17 protein-coding genes are annotated in these 18022 nt (G+C 65.7%); 4 read left to right on the top strand and 13 right to left on the bottom strand.

Annotated elements, in window-relative coordinates; translation table 11 throughout:
* The first annotated feature begins 72 nt into the window (after nucleotides 1-72).
* Both VW23_RS22570 and VW23_RS22565 read left to right on the top strand, forming a co-directional pair.
* Nucleotides 73-372, top strand: coding sequence for a helix-turn-helix domain-containing protein (locus tag VW23_RS22570; protein WP_069911745.1), 300 nt, complete (start codon nucleotides 73-75; stop codon nucleotides 370-372).
* Nucleotides 369-1658: a type II toxin-antitoxin system HipA family toxin gene (locus VW23_RS22565; RefSeq protein WP_069911744.1), complete on the top strand. Its 1290-nt coding sequence runs from the start codon at nucleotides 369-371 to the stop codon at nucleotides 1656-1658. Before VW23_RS22570 ends, VW23_RS22565 begins: the two co-directional genes overlap by 4 nt.
* A gap of 78 nt (nucleotides 1659-1736) precedes the next feature.
* On the opposite strand, the gene VW23_RS22560 is transcribed toward VW23_RS22565, so the two are convergent.
* From VW23_RS22560 to VW23_RS22540, 5 genes are all read right to left on the bottom strand, one after another.
* Nucleotides 1737-2222, bottom strand: coding sequence for a chemotaxis protein CheW (locus VW23_RS22560; RefSeq protein WP_055874692.1), 486 nt, complete (start codon nucleotides 2220-2222; stop codon nucleotides 1737-1739).
* Nucleotides 2223-2339: 117 nt separating this feature from the next.
* On the bottom strand, nucleotides 2340-4613 hold the full coding sequence (locus VW23_RS22555) for a chemotaxis protein CheW (RefSeq protein WP_069911743.1): 2274 nt from the start codon (nucleotides 4611-4613) through the stop codon (nucleotides 2340-2342).
* Nucleotides 4614-4669: 56 nt separating this feature from the next.
* On the bottom strand, nucleotides 4670-5029 hold the full coding sequence (locus VW23_RS22550) for a response regulator (RefSeq protein WP_055874686.1): 360 nt from the start codon (nucleotides 5027-5029) through the stop codon (nucleotides 4670-4672).
* A gap of 3 nt (nucleotides 5030-5032) precedes the next feature.
* Complete coding sequence (locus tag VW23_RS22545; protein ID WP_084646391.1) at nucleotides 5033-5323, bottom strand: STAS domain-containing protein; 291 nt, start codon at nucleotides 5321-5323, stop codon at nucleotides 5033-5035.
* An 88-nt stretch (nucleotides 5324-5411) separates the two neighbouring features.
* Nucleotides 5412-6428, bottom strand: coding sequence for a 3-hydroxyisobutyryl-CoA hydrolase (locus tag VW23_RS22540; protein WP_069911741.1), 1017 nt, complete (start codon nucleotides 6426-6428; stop codon nucleotides 5412-5414).
* A gap of 44 nt (nucleotides 6429-6472) precedes the next feature.
* On the opposite strand from VW23_RS22540, the gene VW23_RS22535 reads away from it, so the two are divergent.
* Entirely contained in the window at nucleotides 6473-7816 is a 1344-nt protein-coding gene (locus VW23_RS22535; protein ID WP_069911740.1) for an NAD(P)H-dependent oxidoreductase, read from the top strand.
* On the opposite strand, the gene VW23_RS22530 is transcribed toward VW23_RS22535, so the two are convergent.
* From VW23_RS22530 to VW23_RS22495, 8 genes are all read right to left on the bottom strand, one after another.
* Nucleotides 7806-8504 carry an RES family NAD+ phosphorylase gene (locus VW23_RS22530; RefSeq protein WP_244513703.1) on the bottom strand — a complete coding sequence of 233 codons (699 nt, stop codon included), beginning with the start codon at nucleotides 8502-8504 and terminating at the stop codon, nucleotides 7806-7808. The two genes, VW23_RS22535 and VW23_RS22530, sit on opposite strands and share 11 nt — an antisense overlap.
* Nucleotides 8501-8908, bottom strand: coding sequence for an MbcA/ParS/Xre antitoxin family protein (locus tag VW23_RS22525; RefSeq protein ID WP_069911738.1), 408 nt, complete (start codon nucleotides 8906-8908; stop codon nucleotides 8501-8503). Before VW23_RS22525 ends, VW23_RS22530 begins: the two co-directional genes overlap by 4 nt.
* Nucleotides 8909-8975: 67 nt before the next feature.
* Entirely contained in the window at nucleotides 8976-9953 is a 978-nt protein-coding gene (locus VW23_RS22520; protein WP_069911737.1) for a zinc-binding dehydrogenase, read from the bottom strand.
* Nucleotides 9954-10185: 232 nt separating this feature from the next.
* Nucleotides 10186-11319, bottom strand: a complete 1134-nt coding sequence (locus VW23_RS22515; RefSeq protein ID WP_069911736.1) for an ABC transporter permease — start codon at nucleotides 11317-11319, stop codon at nucleotides 10186-10188.
* Nucleotides 11316-12266 carry an ABC transporter ATP-binding protein gene (locus VW23_RS22510; RefSeq protein ID WP_069911735.1) on the bottom strand — a complete coding sequence of 317 codons (951 nt, stop codon included), beginning with the start codon at nucleotides 12264-12266 and terminating at the stop codon, nucleotides 11316-11318. The genes VW23_RS22515 and VW23_RS22510 overlap by 4 nt, the downstream gene beginning before the upstream one ends.
* Entirely contained in the window at nucleotides 12263-13210 is a 948-nt protein-coding gene (locus tag VW23_RS22505; RefSeq protein ID WP_069911734.1) for an HlyD family secretion protein, read from the bottom strand. Before VW23_RS22505 ends, VW23_RS22510 begins: the two co-directional genes overlap by 4 nt.
* Complete coding sequence (locus VW23_RS22500) at nucleotides 13210-13695, bottom strand: hypothetical protein (protein ID WP_084646390.1); 486 nt, start codon at nucleotides 13693-13695, stop codon at nucleotides 13210-13212. The genes VW23_RS22505 and VW23_RS22500 overlap by 1 nt, the downstream gene beginning before the upstream one ends.
* Nucleotides 13680-14345, bottom strand: a complete 666-nt coding sequence (locus VW23_RS22495) for a TetR/AcrR family transcriptional regulator (RefSeq protein ID WP_069911733.1) — start codon at nucleotides 14343-14345, stop codon at nucleotides 13680-13682. Before VW23_RS22495 ends, VW23_RS22500 begins: the two co-directional genes overlap by 16 nt.
* A 916-nt stretch (nucleotides 14346-15261) precedes the next feature.
* On the opposite strand from VW23_RS22495, the gene VW23_RS22490 reads away from it, so the two are divergent.
* Nucleotides 15262-17928: a DNA translocase FtsK gene (locus VW23_RS22490; protein ID WP_084646389.1), complete on the top strand. Its 2667-nt coding sequence runs from the start codon at nucleotides 15262-15264 to the stop codon at nucleotides 17926-17928.
* The last annotated feature ends 94 nt before the right edge of the window (nucleotides 17929-18022 follow it).

Below are 18022 nucleotides of genomic sequence, written 5' to 3'. Positions count from 1 at the left end.
AGGCACCAACGGAAACGGGTTTGTAGATAAAATATTGCCTATTAATCGCCTAACGATTATATAGAGGATACTATGTTATCCCTTAGCTTCACATCTCCTTCCGAGGTCATTGGCGCTGCCGCTCGTCGTGCCCGACAGTTGCGGCTGGCTCGAAACATGACCCAGGACGGCCTGGCGGCCCGCTCGGGCGTCAGCCTGGGTACCCTGAAGCTCTTCGAGCGAACCGGCAAGGCGTCGTTCGAGACGGTGGTCCGGATCGCTTTCGCCCTCGGAGCTGAAAAGGAGTTTCTTGAGCTGTTCCCACCATCTCCCTTGACGCGGATAGACGACGTCATCGAGGAGCCGGTTCGCCGGCGTGGGCGTCTCAAATGAAGCAGATCGACCACGTCGCCGTTCTTGATGTCGCCATCGAACTTGCTGGTGAGCTCATCCCGGTCGGCAAACTCGTCTGGCGAGCCCGAGAGCGGCGGAGCTATTTCGAGTACGCCGCCGAGGCCATCGAGCAGCGCCTCTCGTTGTCCCCGTTCAACCTCAGGCTGGAGGGAAGTGTACAGGCGGCTCCCAACGCACCTTTCGAAGGACTGCATGGGCTTTTCAACGACAGCCTGCCAGACGGTTGGGGCCGAAAGCTGCTGGACCGGCGGCTGCAGCGCATGGGGTACGACTTCACCACGCTGTCACCACTAGACCGGCTCTCGTATGTGGGAACGACCGGCATGGCAGCCTTGCGTTACACCCCTGCCGGCGCCTTCGAAGAGGTGGCCGACAAGACCATCGACCTTGATTGGCTGGCTGAGCAGGCCGAACTGGTAGATGGCGACATGGATGTCGCTGACCTCGACCGGCTCCAGGCGGCCCAGGGTGGTTCGGGCGGCATGAGGCCCAAGATCGTGGTCGGATACGACAAGACGAACGGCCGGCTGATCCAGGATCGCAACGAAGATTTGCCCGCCGGCTATGAGCCATGGCTGGTGAAATTCCGGGCCGATAGCGATCCTCGGGAAATTGGCCCCGAGGAATATGCCTACTCCCTCATGGCCGGCGCGGCCGGCGTCGATATGGCGGAAACGGCGTTGCTCAAGGGCACCAGTGGAGCTGGCTATTTCGCCACTCGGCGCTTTGACCGAGGACCGAAAGGCCCGATCCACATTCATACCTTGAGCGGCTTGCTGCATGCCGATCATCGCGCTCCCCAGCTCGACTACTCCATGCTGCTCAAGGCGACGCGGCTGTTGACCCGCGATGAACGCCACGTGGAGCGGATGTTCCGGAGAATGGCCTTCAACGTGCTCGCGAAAAATCGCGACGACCATTCGAAGAACCATGCCTTCCAGATGGATGCCCCCGGAGCATGGTCGCCCACTCCCGCCTACGACTTGACCTTTTCAATCGGCCCAGGCGGCGAGCACAACATGGCGATTGGAGGCGAAGGCAGAACGCCGGATCGAGACCACATACTCGAGGAAGCCAGAACCGCCGGTATCAAGGAGAATGCCGCGGCAGCGATCATCGACGAGGTTCGCGGCGCCGTCGACGCGTGGCCCCGCTTCGCCGAGGCGGCGGGTCTGTCGCAGCGGCGCACCGCCGAACTCGACTTCATCCTGAACGACCGCGGCGCCCCGCCGCGGCAAGAGGTGAAGGCCACCGCCGAAAGCTGACCGAAGCCGGGAAGCCGTCTGATCCGACAAAAAGGCCGCCCTCGCGGGCGGCCCTGCAACCTCAGCGATGGCTCCGCCTCAGCTGTCCATCTTCGCCCCGGACACTACGGCATGCAGGTCGATCAGGCCGACCATGCGGCTTTCGTGCGTGACGATACCGTTCAAGAGCTCGGTGTCGATCGAGTTGCCCTCGGGCACATTGTGGATGTCGGTCTTGGCGACGGTCAGGATGTCGGACACCGCGTCGACCAGGATCCCCACCCACTTCTCGCCGACGCTCATCACCACCACGACGTGGTTCTTGGTCGGCGAGGTCTGGCCTTCGCCGAAGCGGGCGCGCAAATCGAAGATCGGCACGATGGTGCCGCGGAGGTTAATCACCCCGCGCACGAATTCCCGGGTGTTGGGCAGCGGCGTCGCACCGTTCCAGGCGCGGATCTCGCGCACCGTGGTGATTTCGACGCCATAGGTCTGCTCGCCGATCGAGAACGCGATCAGCTGCAGCGAGTTGGCGGCAGCCGCGACGCTGCCGGAGATGTCGTCCTTGAATGCGAGGGATTCCATTTGGTCTTCTGCCTTTCCTGCCGGCCTCCTGGCCGGCGTCAGATGTGTCGTTCAGCCAGAGCGCTTTCAGGAAAAGTTGCAGGCTTTTCCGCTTCGAAAGCGCGATCGAATAAGTTCTCAAGCGGCGCTCTTGTGAGCCGCGGTGGCGGATTTCAAACCCTGGACGTCGACGATCAGCGCCACGTTGCCGTCGCCGAGGATGGTGCCGCCGGCGATGCCTTCGATCGACTGGAAGTTCTCTTCCAGCGATTTGATCACCACCTGCTGCTGGCCGATGATGTCGTCGACGATCACCGCCACCTTCACCCCGCCTTCGGCCTCGCACAGCACGACGAAGCGATTGTCGCGCTCGACCTCGGTGGTCATCTCGAAACGCGACGCCAGGTCCACCACCTGCACATACTCGCCGCGCACCTGCAGCACCTGCCCACCCGTGGGCATGCGCGAGAAATTGGCGCGAGCGCACTGGATCGTCTCGACGATCGAGGAGAGCGGGATGACGTAGGGCGAGCCCGCCACCTTCACCAGCATGACGTCGAGCACCGCGAGGGTCAGCGGCAGGCGCAGCGTCATCCGCGTGCCCTTGCCGGTCCAGCTCTTCACATGCACCGAGCCGCCGATCTTCTTGATGTTGGAAAGCACCACATCCATGCCGACGCCGCGGCCGGAAATGTCGGAAACCTCGGACGCCGTCGAGAAGCCCGGCGCGAAGATCAGCTGGTCGATCTGCTCGTCGCTCAGTGCCTGCTCGGGCCCCACCACGCCGCGGTCGCGCGCCACCTGCAGCACGCGCTCGCGGTTGATGCCGCCGCCATCGTCTTCCACCGCGATCAGGATATTGCCGCCCGCCTGCTCGGCCGAGAGCCGGATCGCCCCGGACTCGTTCTTGCCGGCGGCCAACCGCTTTTCCGGGCTCTCGATGCCGTGGTCGGCCGAGTTGCGGATCATGTGGGTCAAGGGGTCGGAAAGCTGCTCGATGATCGTCTTGTCGATCTCGGTATTCTCGCCGATGGTTTCGAGCCGGATCTTCTTGCCGGTCTTGGTCGCCAGCTCGCGCACCAGCCGCGGCATGCGGGAGAACACCGTCTTTACCGGCTGGGCGCGGATCGCCATCACCGAGTCCTGCAGGCCGCGCGTCGTCTGCGCCAGCACTTCGAGGCCGCGCACCAGTTCCTGGTAGCGCGCCCTGAGCGTCTCATCCATCTGCTGGGTGAGCATCGACTGGGTGATCACCAGTTCGCCCACCATGTTGACCACGCGGTCGATCTTGTCGAGGTCGACGCGGATCGACTGCACGCCGTTGCGGCGATCCTCGGCGCCCGAGCGCCGGTCGTTCTCGCCCTCGAACTCCTCGGCCGGAACCGCCTGCTTCAGCGGCGGCGGCATCAGCGGTGGCGCTGCTTTAAGCGCCGGCTTCAGGCTCTCGGCGAGATCGGCAAAGCTCAGCAGCTCGGCCGTCGGCGCGGCCTCGGCGACCGCAGCCACGGGCTCGTCCTCGACTGCCATCAGCTCGGCGAATGACGGCATCGCCTCGATCTCGGCGTCGAGCGCCTCTTCCGCCACTGGGGCTTCGCCGTGGGTGATGCTGAGGTCGCAATTGCCTTCAACGAACTCGAACACCTCGGCGATCGCCGCCTCGGTCACGGTGTCGGAGCTGAGCGTGATCTCCCAGCTGCAATAGACCCCGAACGGCTCGAAATCGGCCAGCGCCGGGATTTCGTCGAGCACCGCCCGTACCTTGATATCACCGAGCGTGCCCAGCTCGCGCAGCAGCAGCAACGGGTCATTGGCCCGGGCATAGAGCTCGGAATGCGGGGTGAAGCGGATGATCCAGTGTCCGGCTTCCGGCGCCAGCGGCGGCGCCTCGAAGGCATCGTCGAGCACGGCAAGGCTCAGCGGTTCCTCGGCCACCACATCATTGTCATCCTCGGCGCCGGCGATGGTCACCATGACCGGCACGAAGTCGATGTCGAACTCTTCCATCGGCTCGCCGGCTGCATCGGGGTCGCCCGAGGTCAGTGCGTCGAACTGGTGTTTTTCCTCGGCGCCGTAGCCGGCTTCGAGCTCGGTGCCATCCTTGGCCGCCGCAACGAAATCGGCAACGATATCGTTGGCACGGATGCAGAGCGCCGCTACCGGTTCGCTCAGCTCCACCCGTCCGTCGCGGACATGGTCGAGCAACGTCTCATAGGCATGTGCGAACCCGACCAGCCCCTGGAACCCGAACGCCCCACCGCCACCTTTGATCGAATGGATGGCGCGGAACACCGCATTCAACCGGTCGCTCGAGCGGTCGCCCTCTTCGATGGCGGCGAACTGCTCTTCAAGTTCGAGCAGCAGCTCCGAGCACTCGTCGAAATAGGTGGCCTTGAAGTCGTCGAGGTCGCTCATGGACTAGTCACGAACCCTTCTGGGTTGCCGGGAAGGCGAGAGAGGCGCGGTGGAACTCAGTGCACCACGCGGTGGATCACCGAGATCAGTTTTTCCGGGTCGAACGGCTTGACGATCCAGCCGGTACCGCCAGCAGCGCGGCCCTGGTCGCGCTTGTCCTGGCTGGTTTCGGTGGTGAGGATGAGGATCGGCAGCGAGTTGTGCATGCCTGAGGCGCGGACGTTCTTGATGAACTCGATCCCGTCCATCACCGGCATGTTGATGTCGGTGATCACCACATCGACGCTCTCGTTCTTGAGCACGTCGAGGCCCTTCTGGCCGTCTTCGGCCTGCAGCACCTCGAAGCCCGCATTGCTGAGCGTATGGTGCAGCATGGCGAGAATGGTTCGGGAATCGTCGACCGTCAGTACACGCATGAATTACCCTTCCATGATCGCGGCGAACGAGGCCCCAAGCCCCAGCCGCGAAACAGCCAGCCGGAACGCCTCGGAGGGCGCGCTGACCGAAAATGCGAAATTGTTGCGACGGGCGGTCTCGGCGGCACTCAGCAGCATGAACAGCGCGTTGGTCGCCACCCGTTCGATCGCCGCCCCCGAGACCGTAACCGGTCCGGATTCAATGGCGTCGACCAGCTCGTCACGAATAGGATCGAGCGCGTCGAGATCGACGATCGCCGGCAAGGCGATAGTTTTGCTGCGTGCCTGAGCCATCTACTTGGCTGCCCCCGTGGACTTCTGCCCGGCGCCAGCATCCGATGGAACGGTTTAGGAAGTGCTAAATTCAGGCGCTTTCGGCGCGTCAGGCAACGCCCACCACTGCCCGGATCGATGACCGGTCAACGCCCGCCAGCGAGTTGGGCCGCCACGCGGGCTTCTGGTCCTTGTCGACCAGCACCGCCCGCACCCCCTCGGCGAAGTCCGGCAGCCGCGACAATAGCCGCGCCAGCCGTAAATCTGCTGCCAGCACGGCGCCGATCTCAGCCAGCCGCCGCGCCGCGTGGTGGCTCTCGAGGATGGCGACGAGGCTGGTCGGCGACCGGAGCGCCAGTTGCGCCAGCTGCGGCTCGAGCCCTGCCGTACCGACGACCGCCACGGTGTCGCTCCAATCGAGCCCGGCATGCCGGTCGGCCGCGGCGCAAAACACTGCTTCACCCACCGGCGCCATCTCGGCCTGCATCAGCGCCCCGAGCGCCGCCTCAATCCGTGTCGCGCCGGCCGCTGCGGCAATCCCGGCGCGCACCGCATCGCGCCGCGCCGGGTCGATGGCGCAATCGGTCAAGCCCAGCGCCAGTGCATCGGCGGCGCTCACCGGCACCCCGGTCATCGCGAAAGCCAGCGCCCGGTGTACCGGCGCCTTCGACAGAATGAAGTTCACCCCGACGTCGCAGGTAAAGCCGATCGCCGCTTCCGGCATGGCGAAGCGCGCCTCACTGGTGGTGAAGCGGAAGGCGCAGTGCCCGGCAATGCCGATGCCGCCGCCCATGACGATGCCATGGGTCAGCGCCACGAGCGGCTTGGGATAACGCGCGATGATGCCGTTCATCCGGTACTCGGCGGCAAAGAAGGCGTCAGCTTCCTCCGCCTTGCCGTCGAGCACCGCCAGGCGCACCGCCCTGACGTCGCCGCCCGAGCAGAAGCCGCGCGGGCCGCGTCCCTCGAACAGCACTAACCGGATCTCGTCGTCATCGGCCCATTGCTCGAGCGCCCGGGTGATGCCGTCGATCATCTCGAGATTCAGCGCGTTGATCGCCTCGGGCCGGTTGAGGGCAATGATCCCCAGGTTTCCCTCGCGAATCACATCCAGCTGGCCGGTCATCTCTCAGGTTCCCATGTGGCGACGCCAGTGGTAGAGCACCGCGCATGAAGGCCATCAACCCCCCGACCCCGCTCACCAATGTGCATCTGACCGGCATCGCGCGCGACCTCAAGGCGCGAGCCGATTCCGGCAGGCCGATCCGCATCGGCGTCATCGGTTCGGGCGAAATGGGTACGGATCTCGTCACCCAGGGCGGGCTGATGCGCGGCATCGAAGTGGCGGCGATCGCCACCCGCCGCCCGCACACCGCCCGCGCCGCCATGGCCATTGCCTATGGCGACGACGCGCACGCCGTCGAGGCCGATACCGAGAGCAAGGTCACCGCCGCCATCGAGGCCGGCAAGATGGCCGTCACCTCGGCCGAGACGCTGGTGAAGAACCCGCTGATCGACGTGGTGATCGATGCCACCGGCAAGCCCGGCGTCGCGGCGGACTACTGTCTGACTGCGATGGAGCACGGCAAGCACCTCGTGATGATGAACGTCGAAGCCGACGTCACCATCGGCCCCTACCTGAAGCATGAGGCCGACCGCCTCGGCGTCATCTATTCGGTCGGCGCAGGCGACGAGCCCTCTAGCTGCATGGAGCTGATCGAGTTCGCCTCGGCGCTCGGCTACCGGATCGTCTCGGCCGGCAAGGGCAAGAACAACCCGCTCAATCACGACGCGGTTCCCGACGACTACCGCGAAGAAGCCACCCGCCGGAACATGAACCCGCGCATGCTGGTCGAGTTCGTCGATGGCAGTAAGACCATGGTGGAAATGGCCTGCATCGCCAACGCCACGGGGCTGGTCCCCGATGTGCCGGGCATGCACGGGCCGAAGGCCGACCGCGACGAGATGGTCAAGGTGCTGATCCCCAAGGCGGATGGCGGCATTCTCGACAAGAAGGGCGTCGTCGATTTCACCATCGGTAAAGGCGTGGCGCCGGGGGTCTTCGTCATCGTCGAGGCCGAGCATCCGCGCATCATCGAGCGCATGGATGACCTGCATGTCGGCAAGGGCCCCTACTATGCCTTCTTCCGCCCCTACCACCTGACCTCGCTGGAAGTGCCGCTGACCGCCGCCCGCATCATGCTCTACGGCAAGCCCGACATGGTGCCGATGCCAAATCCGGTCGCCGAAGTCTGCGCCGTGGCCAAGCGCGACCTGAGCGTCGGCGAGAGCTTCGATGCCATCGGCGAAACCTGCTACCGGAGCTTCATTTTGACCGTCGAAGACGCCCGTCGCCAGCACGCCGTGCCGGTCGGCCTGCTCGAAGGCGGCAAGGTCACTGCCCCGGTGAAGAAGGGCCAGCTCCTCACCACCGCCAACGCCCTGCCCGACCAGACCACCCGGCTCTATGCGCTGCGCCAGCGCCAGGACCAGATGCTCGGGCTCACGGCGTGATCTCGAACACCTGTCGGGAACCGGCGTCCCGGTAGAAATCCACCCGTTCGCCGTTCCAGTGGTAGTCGAGGTGCCGGCCCTGCCGCACATTGGCGCAGCGGTCGGGGTAGAACAATCCCACGCATTGGCCGTCCGGCCTTCTGACGCTGGGGTAGACCACGCCCTCGGATCCGGCAGACTTGAGCGAGGCGCCCAGCGCCTGCGCCACGGCATAGTTTTCGGCGAGCACGCCGGCGGGCGGGTCGACGCGCAATTCGGCCAACTCAGCCTCCACGTCGAGGAAAAGCTCGCGGAACTGCGAGGTCCATCCCGCCAATTCGCTCGTCGCGCGCATGAAGCGCTGATGGTGGTGGATGGTTTCGAACAGCGCCGTCTCGAACCCCTCGCCGACATAGAGCACGCCAAAGCTGCCATCGCTGAAGCGGCTCGGCCGATCGGTCGTCGCATGGGTAAACGGCGCCATCAGGTAACTGGCGCCGGGCCCGGACACCCGCCGATCGGCCGGAACCAGGTCCAGCCGGCCGATCGATTCCATCAGCCGCGGATTGGTCTTCTGTTCGGCTGAGATCAGCAACGGCCAGTCGCGCGGATCGGCAATGTCCTCGAACAGGTCGATCGGCGGGTGGATGGACGGGATGATCCGTACCGCACCGCGCCAGCTGACCGACGCGGTTGGGATCGCAGTCACCAGCCGCGCTCGGCGTCGAGATAGCGCCGCACCCGCATCAGGTCGGTCAGTTCCCCGCCCAGCATCACCTCCAGCCCGCTGCTGCCGCCGAAGGCGGTGTTGGCGGCCTTGATCCAGCGATAGCCGCGTTCCGGCTCGCGAAAGATCAAGCGCAGCGCCTTGTGGATACCCATGAGGTTCGAGAGCCGCGCTTTGCCGTCCCGGCCGAGGCGGCCGATTTCACCGGCCTTCCAGCGCGCAAAGGTCCGCGCCGGCAGGTCGAGCAGCACGGCCGCCTCCGCGTCCGTAACCTCCCAGCGCTTGAACAGATTCAGCACCGCCCGAAACATCGCGGCGGCTTCCAGGTCCGTGATCGGCTCGGGATCAAACGCGCCGGCGCCGGTATCGATGGGGTGTAGCTGCATCGCGCACTCTCCATTTGGCACATAATCATGCATTGTGCGCCAAATGGCAAGTCTATTGCTACGCGGATCAGCTCCCGCGGATCGCGATCTTTCCCTGCCGGCCCTTTTCGTTGCTGGCTTCGGCGGCTTCCGCCGCCTGCTCGAGCGGAAACACCTCGGCGATCGGCAGCTTCAGCTCGCCGCGCGCTGCCTTGCCGACGAACTCGACGATGGCGCCGCGGATCTGCTCAGGCGTGTGGAAACTCGAGGGCTTGGCCGCCCAGAACCCCTTCACCACCGCCCGCTTGAACAACAGGTTATCGGCGCTGATCTGCATCGGCCGGCCGCTCAGCGCCCCGAACGAGATCAGCCAGCCTTCTTCGCCGACGAGATCCAGCAGCTCGTCCGACGCCCGGCCGGCCACCGAATCAAGCGCCCGGCGGATCGGCGCGCCGCCGGTGATCGCCCGGGCCCGCTCCTGCCAGTCCTGGTGCTCGCTCGAGATCGCATCGCCGATGCCCTCGGCCTTGAGTTCGGCCACCGCCGCCTCGCGCCGCACGATGTTGAGCACCCTTACCCCACGCTCCGCCGCCAGCTTGGCGATGATCTTGCCCACCGCGCCGTTCGCCGCGTTCTGGACGATCCACTCGCCGGCCTCGACCTGCAATTCGCCGAGCAGCCGCCAGGCGCTCAGCGGCATCGATACCAGCTGGCAGGCCGTCGCATCGTCGATCCCGTCGGGCAGCGGCACCAGCGATTGCGCGCCGGCGAGATAGTATTCCGCCCAGGCGGCGCTCGCGCCGCCGGTGACCCGCTGTCCCAGCTTGAGGTTGGTCACGCCGTCGCCGAGCTTCTCCACCACCCCCAGCGCCTCGGTGCCCGGCACGTGCGGCAGCTGCGGCTTGTAGCCATAGTGCCCGGTGACGATCATCAGGTCGTGGTTGTGGATCGGCGACAGGATGAGCTTTACCCGCACCTGCCCCGGCCCGGGCTCCGGCAGCGGCCGCTCCTCGAGCTTCAGCACTTTACGGGGGCTGCCGAACTCGTCGAACACCACGGCTTTCATCGCATCACTCCATTTGACTGCCACGGAGATAAGCAGCATGGCGCCGCACGGCTAGGTCGTTTTCACGATTGGGCTGCACCGGCGAAGCTGGTTGGCTTGGTCCTTGCCCTACCCACCGAGTCATTCCCGCGAAAGCGGGAACCTCTGTTTGCGGAGTCCGCGGCCAAACAGGGATCCCCGCTTTCGCGGGGATGACACCGTGTCGGCGGCAATTCCACAGCTCCTCGCCGGCTCAATCCAGCGTCTGCCGATATCTGAGCATGGCGATCCCCGAGATCACCACGAGGATCGCGATCAACGCCCAGAGTTCGCCGGTTACATCCGCCACCTCGCCGCCCTTCAGCATCACCTTCCGCACCACGCGCAAGAAGTGCGTCGCCGGCACCGCCTGGCCGATGAACTGGGCCCAGCCCGGCATGCCGGCGAACGGGAACATGAAGCCGGAGAGGAGGATCGAAGGGAGAATGGTGAAAAAGCTCAGCTGCATGGCCTGCATCTGGCTCTTCGCCGCGGTCGAGATCAAAAAGCCCAGCGCCAGGTTCACCACGATGAACAGGTTGAAGCCGAGGAAGAACGCCCAGACGCTGCCCTCGAACGGCACCCCGAAAACGAGGCTCGCCGCAGCCAGAAACACCGCCGTCTGCACATAGCCGACGAACACATAGGGAAGGATCTTGCCCAGCATCACCTCGAGCGGCTTTACCGGCGTGGCGATCAGCATCTCCATGGTGCCGCGCTCGGTTTCCTTGACGATCGCCACCGCGGTGATCATCACCATGGTCATCGACAGGATGATGGCCAAGAGCCCCGGCACGATATTGGTCGAGGTCTTGCCCTCCGGGTTGTATTCCCGGTGCACCACCATCGAGAACGGCGCCGACCCCGCCTGCTGCGCCAGCGGCCCAGTCAGCGTCTCTGATATCGCCACGTTGACGATGCCCGACAGGGCTGCCACCGCCCCGCCGGTGGCCGACGGATCCGAGGCGTCCGCCGCGATGAGGATTTCTGGCTTGTTGCCACGCACCACGTCGCGCTCGAAATCCTCGGGGATCACCACGACGAAGTTGGCGGTGCCGCGCCTGAGCGCTTCCTCGCCCTCGCCGACCCCGCTCACCGCACCGGTGAAGGCAAAGTAGGACGAATTCTGCATCCCAGCGATGACCGCCCGGCTGAGCGGGCCGTTATCGCCCATCTCCACCAGCGTCGGCAGGTTCCGCGGGTCGGCATTGATGGCAAAGCCGAACAGGAACAGCTGGATGATCGGCAGCCCGATCATCATGCCGAAGGTGATGCGGTCGCGCCGCATCTGGATGAACTCCTTGTAGAGCACGGCGCCGAAGCGCTTGAGCGAGAAGCCGAGATTCATGCGGCAACCTTTCCGCCATCACCGGCGAAATTGTCCCGCGCCCCGGTCATCAGGTAGATGAAGGCTTCCTCGAGCCCTGCCACCTGCAGGCTCCAGCGATGCGTGCCTTCGGCTTTGAGCCGCTCGACCGTGGCTTCCAGCGCCGCCTTGTCGGTGCCCGACACATGCAGCACGGTGCCGAAGCGCGCCACCTGCACCACACCGGGTTCGGTCAGCAGCCGGTCCTCGAGCCTGGCCAGTTCAGGCCCTTCCACCCGCCAGGTCTCGAGCCCCACCATTTCCGGGATCTTGCTCGAGGGCCCATCGATCAGCTTCTTGCCGTAGGCGATGTAAGTGATGAAATCGCACTGCACCGCCTCGTCCATATAATGGGTCGAAACCAGCACGGTGACGCCCATCGCCGAAAGCCGCCGGATCTCGTCCCAGAAATCGCGCCGCGCCTTGGGGTCGACGCCGGCGGTGGGTTCATCGAGCAGCAGCAGTTTGGGCTCATGCAGCAGGCACGCCGCCAGCGCCAGCCGCTGCTTCCAGCCGCCCGACAACGAGCCGGCCAGCTGCTTTTGCCGGTCGGCGAGGCCGAGATCGGCCAGCGCCTGGTCGACCCGCTGTTTCCGCCGATCGAGCCGATACATCCGGGCGACGAAATCGAGGTTTTCGCGAATGCTGAGGTCCTCGTAATACGAGAACTTCTGCGTCATGTAGCCGACCTGTTCCTTGATCTGCTCGGCTTGCTTGCGCACGTCGAAGCCGAGGCAGGTCCCCTCGCCTTCGTCGGCCGTCAGCAGGCCGCAGAGCATGCGGATGGTGGTGGTCTTGCCCGAGCCGTTCGGCCCCAGAAACCCATAGATGGCGCCCTTCGGCACCTGGATGTCGAAATGGTCGACCACCCGCTTCGGCCCGAAATTCTTGGTGAGGCCATGCACATCGATGACCAGCGGCTCGCTCATTGCCGCCGCTCCACCGTCACCGGCTGGCCCGGATGGAGGCTCACGCCCTCCAGTGTGGCCTCGACCAGGTAGCTCAGCCGCTGCCGCTCATCGCGCGAATAGATCACCGGCGGGGTGAATTGCGGGTCCGAGGCGAAAAAGCTGACCTTCGCGGTCAGCCCGTCCGGGCAGCCGTCGCAATTCACCGCCAGCTGGTCGCCCAGCGCCAGACCGGCCCGTGCCGTCTCCGGCACGTAGAACTTCACCTTCAGCGCCCCTTCCGGCAGGATCGAGACGACCGGCGTGCCTGCCGCGACGATCTCGCCGGCATCGAAGAGCACCCGCTCGATCCGTCCTGCCGCCGGGGCGGTGATGGTGCGGTCGGCGAGATCGGCATTGGCCTTTTCGGCATCGGCATGCGCCGCCGCCAGATTGGCTTCCGCCTGCACCTGCTGCTCGCTGCGCGCCGGCAGCTCCGCCACCTTCAGCTGCGCCTCGAGCTGGCGCACCGCCGCTTCGGCGCTGGCGAGGCTCGCCCGATCCTGGTCGAGCTTCGATTGCGGCACCAGGCCCTCCTTGAACAGCTTTTCGCTGCGCGTCGCGCTGTCCTTGGCGAGATTCATGTCGGCTTGCGCCTTCTGCAGGCTCGCCTGGATGACATCGAGCTCGTCGGCCCGGCTGCCGGTGGTGAGGTTCTTCAGCCCCGCCTCCGCCGCCGCCACCCGCGCCTCGGCGGCCGAGAGCAGCGCGATCTGCTGCTCCGAGCGCAGCCGGAACAGCAGATCGCCGGTGAGCACCAGGTCGCCTTCGCGCACCGAAATCGTCTCGATCGGCCCGGCGGTGCTCGACGCGGCGTAGACGTAGCGCGCTTCGACATAGCCGTTATAGCCGGGCGCTTCGGTCGCGCCGAACCCGGGGATCACCAACGCAACAAGGCCGAACAGCCAGGCGAGAAAACCGTCCATTATCGTCTCCGCTTGTCCGGTGCCGAGCGGGCCCCGACTGCCACCAGTTCGAGCCCCAGAAACAGCGCATGTCCCGCCGTTGCGACGATCCCCATCGGCACGAGGTCATAGGCAACGAAGGTTGGCCAGAACAGCAGGTTGGCGCCGCCGAGCAGCAGGTGGATAGCCGCCGCGGCCCAGTTCCAACCCGCCCCGGCGGTCCGGTGGTTGGCGATCAGCAGCACGGCCGCCAGCAAGGCCAGCCCATGCGCCTCAAAATAGGCGAGGGCGTCGGGGTTGCCGTAGAGCGCCTCAGCCAGGGGACCCAGATTGAAGAAGTATCCGGCAAGATCGAAGCCGGCCTGCACCAGCCCCGTCGCCCCGAGCGCCAGGCCATTGCCGAGCAGCAGCATTTGGCCCCAATGCCGACGGGCCGGCACCGGGTAGGCTTCGATATAGGTTGTCCACACCGCGTTCATCGCTTCCTCGCTCAGCTTGCTGACCATTGCTTGGCACTCGGCGGAGCGCTCAGCCCGTCGAACAGGATGGTGAGGTGGTTTTCGACCAGCTTCTCCATGTGCAGCCCGCCTTCCGGCGTGATGCCGAAGATCTCGGCCATCGCCACGTGCAGCATCAGCGGGCCGATGATCGAGCGGATGGTGAGGCTGGGGTCGACCTGCCGCAGGTAGCCCTGCTCGATGCCGCGCCGCAGCAGCCCTTCGACCGCCGGCAGCACCCGATCCAGCACTTCGCGCCGGTACATTTCGGCAAGCCCCGGAAAGCCCATCGCCTCGCGGAAGATCAGCTTGGGCATCGCCATCACTTTTGGATCGCCGAACCGTCCCGCCAGCATGGTCAGCACCATGCTGAGCACGACGCGTGGATCGCCCTCGTAGTCGTGCAGTGTCGTCAGCGCCGAATCGGCGATCGGCAGGATCGCCCGCCGCACCAGCCCTTCAAGCAGCGCTTCCTTGGATGGAAAGTAGAGATAGACCGTGCCCTTGCTCAGCCCGGCACGCTTGGCGATGTCCTCGACCCGGGTCGAGGCAAAGCCCTTCTCGATGAACAGCTCCAGCGCTGCATCCAGCACCTCGTCCGGCCGCGCCTCGGCGCGCCGACGGAACTTCGGTCCGCGCTCTTGATCGGTGGTGTTCATTGCTCGTTAGCCTTACTGACTGCTCGGTCAGTAGACTAATAACTGACTGGTCAGTCATTTGCAAGAGCCTTGATCAGCCTGTCGGTCGGCATTGGATCGATGCAACTTTCGACTAACCGTTCATGCTCACGTTGACATCACGCAGGCCAAACGACCGCTGTCCTAAGGTGTATCTGTCCCCGTGCGGCGGACCCCCCAAGCGCGGTCGGTAGCTGAAACCTCCTCAGCCACCGGCCGCGGCTGGTCCACCGAACCGACGGCCCTCCCCACGCCCCCGAAACGGGGAGGGCCCCTTCGGACCCTTTCTGTCTTTGATAGGGACGCGTCCCCCACCGGCCGGCATCCCGGCGAACGCCCATAGGCGCTAGGTTAGCGATTTCGCTTGGCCTGATGGACGCCACCTTAGCTCCCAAATGGGGTGACGCCGGGTATGCGACCCGAGGCTCTGCAGGTCCCCCAAACTCGGTGTCATCCCCGCGAAAGCGGGGAACTCGGTTTGCGATCGTGCCGCGGGCCAAGAAAACAGAGGTTCCCGCTTTCGCGGGAATGACCCGGTGGGTGGGGCACGACCCTAACTTAGCGCACATGGGCGAACGCCGGGACCCACTGCTCGGACGGTTGGTCGGGCGCGAACCGCGCCGGTCCATCACAAGGTCGGACGGGCGCGCGCCCCTGGAACACTCGGTGCACTGGGTCCCGACTTTCGTCGGGATGACGGCCGGTGCCTGAGTTTAGATCCGGCACAAACCGGAGAGAGCGAATGGTGAGCGGAGCCTCGGCGCCAAACTGCGCGCCCGCGCTTCGCACCACCCTCGTCCAGTTAGTTCCGGGTTAACCCTAACCGCCTAGGATCAGCCTTCGATCGGCGCGCCGTCTGCCGCCGGTTCAGCGTTCCGTTTGTAGAGTGTACCAGACGATGCCGGCACAGCACCTGCTCGAAGACGCCCGTCGAGAGACCGCCCCCGCCATAGCGATCCGCATCCCCGTCCGCCTGATGGGCGCCATCATCCTGGGGCTGGTGGCGATCGTGCTGCTGTCCCTCGCCACCTGGCAGGTGGATGATCCGAGCCTCTCCTATGCTTCGGGCGAGCCGGCGCGGAACTGGCTCGGCTTCCCTGGCGCCGTCATCGCCGACATGGCGTTCCAGGTCTTCGGCCTCGGCATTCTGACCCTGCTGGTGCCGCCCTCCCTCTGGGGCTGGGGCCTGATTCGGCATCGCGTGCCCTCACGCATGGGGCTGCGCCTTCTCGCCTGGGTCGCGGCAAGCGTCCTAAGCTGCGGCCTCTTTGCCTTCATCGCTGCGCCCGAGAGCTGGCCGCTGCCCACCGGGCTTGGCGGCCTCGTCGGCCAGAGTTTTACCAACCTCGCGGTTCTCGCCACCGGCGCCACGCCGCAGCCGGTGACCGCGATCCTCTTCGCCATCATTATTGCTGCCCCCACCCTGGCGCTGTTCTGGATCGGCATGGGTCTTGGCCGGGTCACCCTGCCCGAGCTGCCGAAAGGCAAAGGCAAGGCCAAGCCGGCCGGCGCCCGGGGCGCTGCCGCCGCTGCGCCGGTCGATGACGACGAGCCCGAGCGCGATTCGATCTTCGACGTGATCCTCGGCTACGCCGTCCATCTCGGCTTTTCGGCCCGCACCGCTTTCCGCCGCGCCCGTGCCGGCATCGCCCAGCGCCGGGCCGCCGAGGCGGAGGCCGAAGCCTGGCGCGGCGATGCGGTCGAGCCAAGCCTTCACGGCCATGCACCGTCGGCTCCCGCCGGTCGCGCCGAGCCCGCCCTCACCGTCGAGCGCCGCTCGATCGTTGCCGCGCATGACGAGCCGCCGTTCGACGACTATCCGCCTGAGCCGGATGAAGAAGCCGACATGCCGCGCTGGGAGATGCAGACCCCGCTGCGTGGCCCGATGGCCGCCTCACGCAGCCCGGCGCCCATGCCGCACGTCCCGGCTGCCCATCAGGCAGCGCCGGTGGTGTCGCCGCGCGTCGCCGCTCCCGCGCCCCGGCCGCAGCCCGGCATGCGCGCCGCCCGCGAAGCCCAGGGCTCGTTCCTCGACGAGCCGCATGGGTTCGAGTTGCCCGAGCTCAACCTCCTCACTCCGCCCAAGCACAAGGGCGCCAGCCCCGAGCATGCGCCGGAGCGCCTCGAGGCAATGGCGCGGAAGCTCGAATCGGTGCTCGCCGATTTCGGCGTCAAAGGCGACATCATCAATGTCCGCCCCGGCCCGGTTGTCACCCTCTACGAGCTCGAGCCCGCTCCCGGTATCAAGTCGTCGCGCGTCATCTCGCTGGCCGACGATATCGCCCGCTCGATGAGCGCCATTTCAGTGCGCGTTGCCGTGGTTCCCGGCCGCAACGCCATCGGCATCGAGCTGCCAAATGAGGTGCGCGAGACCGTCTACCTGCGCGAAATGCTGGCCTCGTCCGATTTCGAGAAGATGAAGGGCAAGCTCCCGATCTGCCTGGGCAAGACCATTGGCGGCGAGCCGATCATCGCCGACCTCGCCCGCATGCCGCATCTGCTGATCGCCGGCACCACCGGCTCGGGTAAGTCGGTCGGTATCAATACCTTCATTCTGTCGCTGCTCTACCAGATGACCCCGGAGCAGTGCCGGCTGATCATGATCGATCCCAAGATGCTGGAACTCTCGATCTATGACGGCATCCCGCACCTCCTCACCCCGGTGGTGACGGATCCTTCCAAGGCCGTCGTCGCCCTCAAATGGGCGGTGCGCGAGATGGAAGACCGGTACCGCAAGATGAGTAAGATCGGTGTGCGCAACATCGATGGCTTCAACCAGCGCGTCGGCGAATCGAAGGCCAAGGGCGAGGTGATCACCCGCACCGTGCAGACCGGCTTCGACCGCGAAACCGGCGAGGCGATCTTCGAGAGCGAGGAATTCAACCTCGAGCCGCTGCCGTTCATCGTCATCATCATCGACGAGATGGCCGACCTGATGATGGTCGCCGGCAAGGAGATTGAAGGCTCGGTGCAGCGCCTGGCGCAGATGGCCCGCGCCGCCGGCATCCATGTCATCACTGCCACGCAGCGCCCGTCGGTCGACGTCATCACCGGCACCATCAAGGCCAACTTCCCCACCCGCATCTCGTTCATGGTGACCTCGAAGATCGACAGCCGCACTATCCTCGGCGAGCAGGGCGCCGAGCAGCTGCTTGGCAACGGCGACATGCTCTACATGGCCGGCGGCGGCCGCATCCGGCGCCTGCACGGCCCGTTCGTCGCCGACAGCGAAGTCGAGGCGGTGGTCAATCACCTGAAGTCGCAGGGCGCCCCGGATTATCTCGATGCCATCGTCGCCGACGAGGACGAGATGGACGAGGGCGGCGTGTCGGGTGGCGACGGCGACGAGTATGGCGGCTCGGGCGACGAGCTCTACGACAAGGCCGTCAACGTCGTGCTGACCGACAAGAAGGTCTCGACTTCCTACATCCAGCGCCGCCTGGCGGTGGGCTACAACAAGGCCGCGACGCTGATCGAGCGCATGGAAAAGGAAGGCGTCATCTCCGCCCCCAACCACGCCGGCAAACGCGAAATCCTCGTCGGCAACAACTCCGACGGGTATTGACGTGATCCTCACCCGCCTTGGCGGGCAGAGCTATCGCATGTGGCGACAGCGCGGCTGACGAGCCGGTGCGGGAAGATACCCCCACCCCTGTCCC

It is taken from the genome of Devosia insulae DS-56 (assembly GCF_000970465.2).
Classification (GTDB): domain Bacteria; phylum Pseudomonadota; class Alphaproteobacteria; order Rhizobiales; family Devosiaceae; genus Devosia_A; species Devosia_A insulae.
Note: the sequence above shows the minus strand (reverse complement) of the source record. Positions and strands in the feature narration are given on the sequence as shown.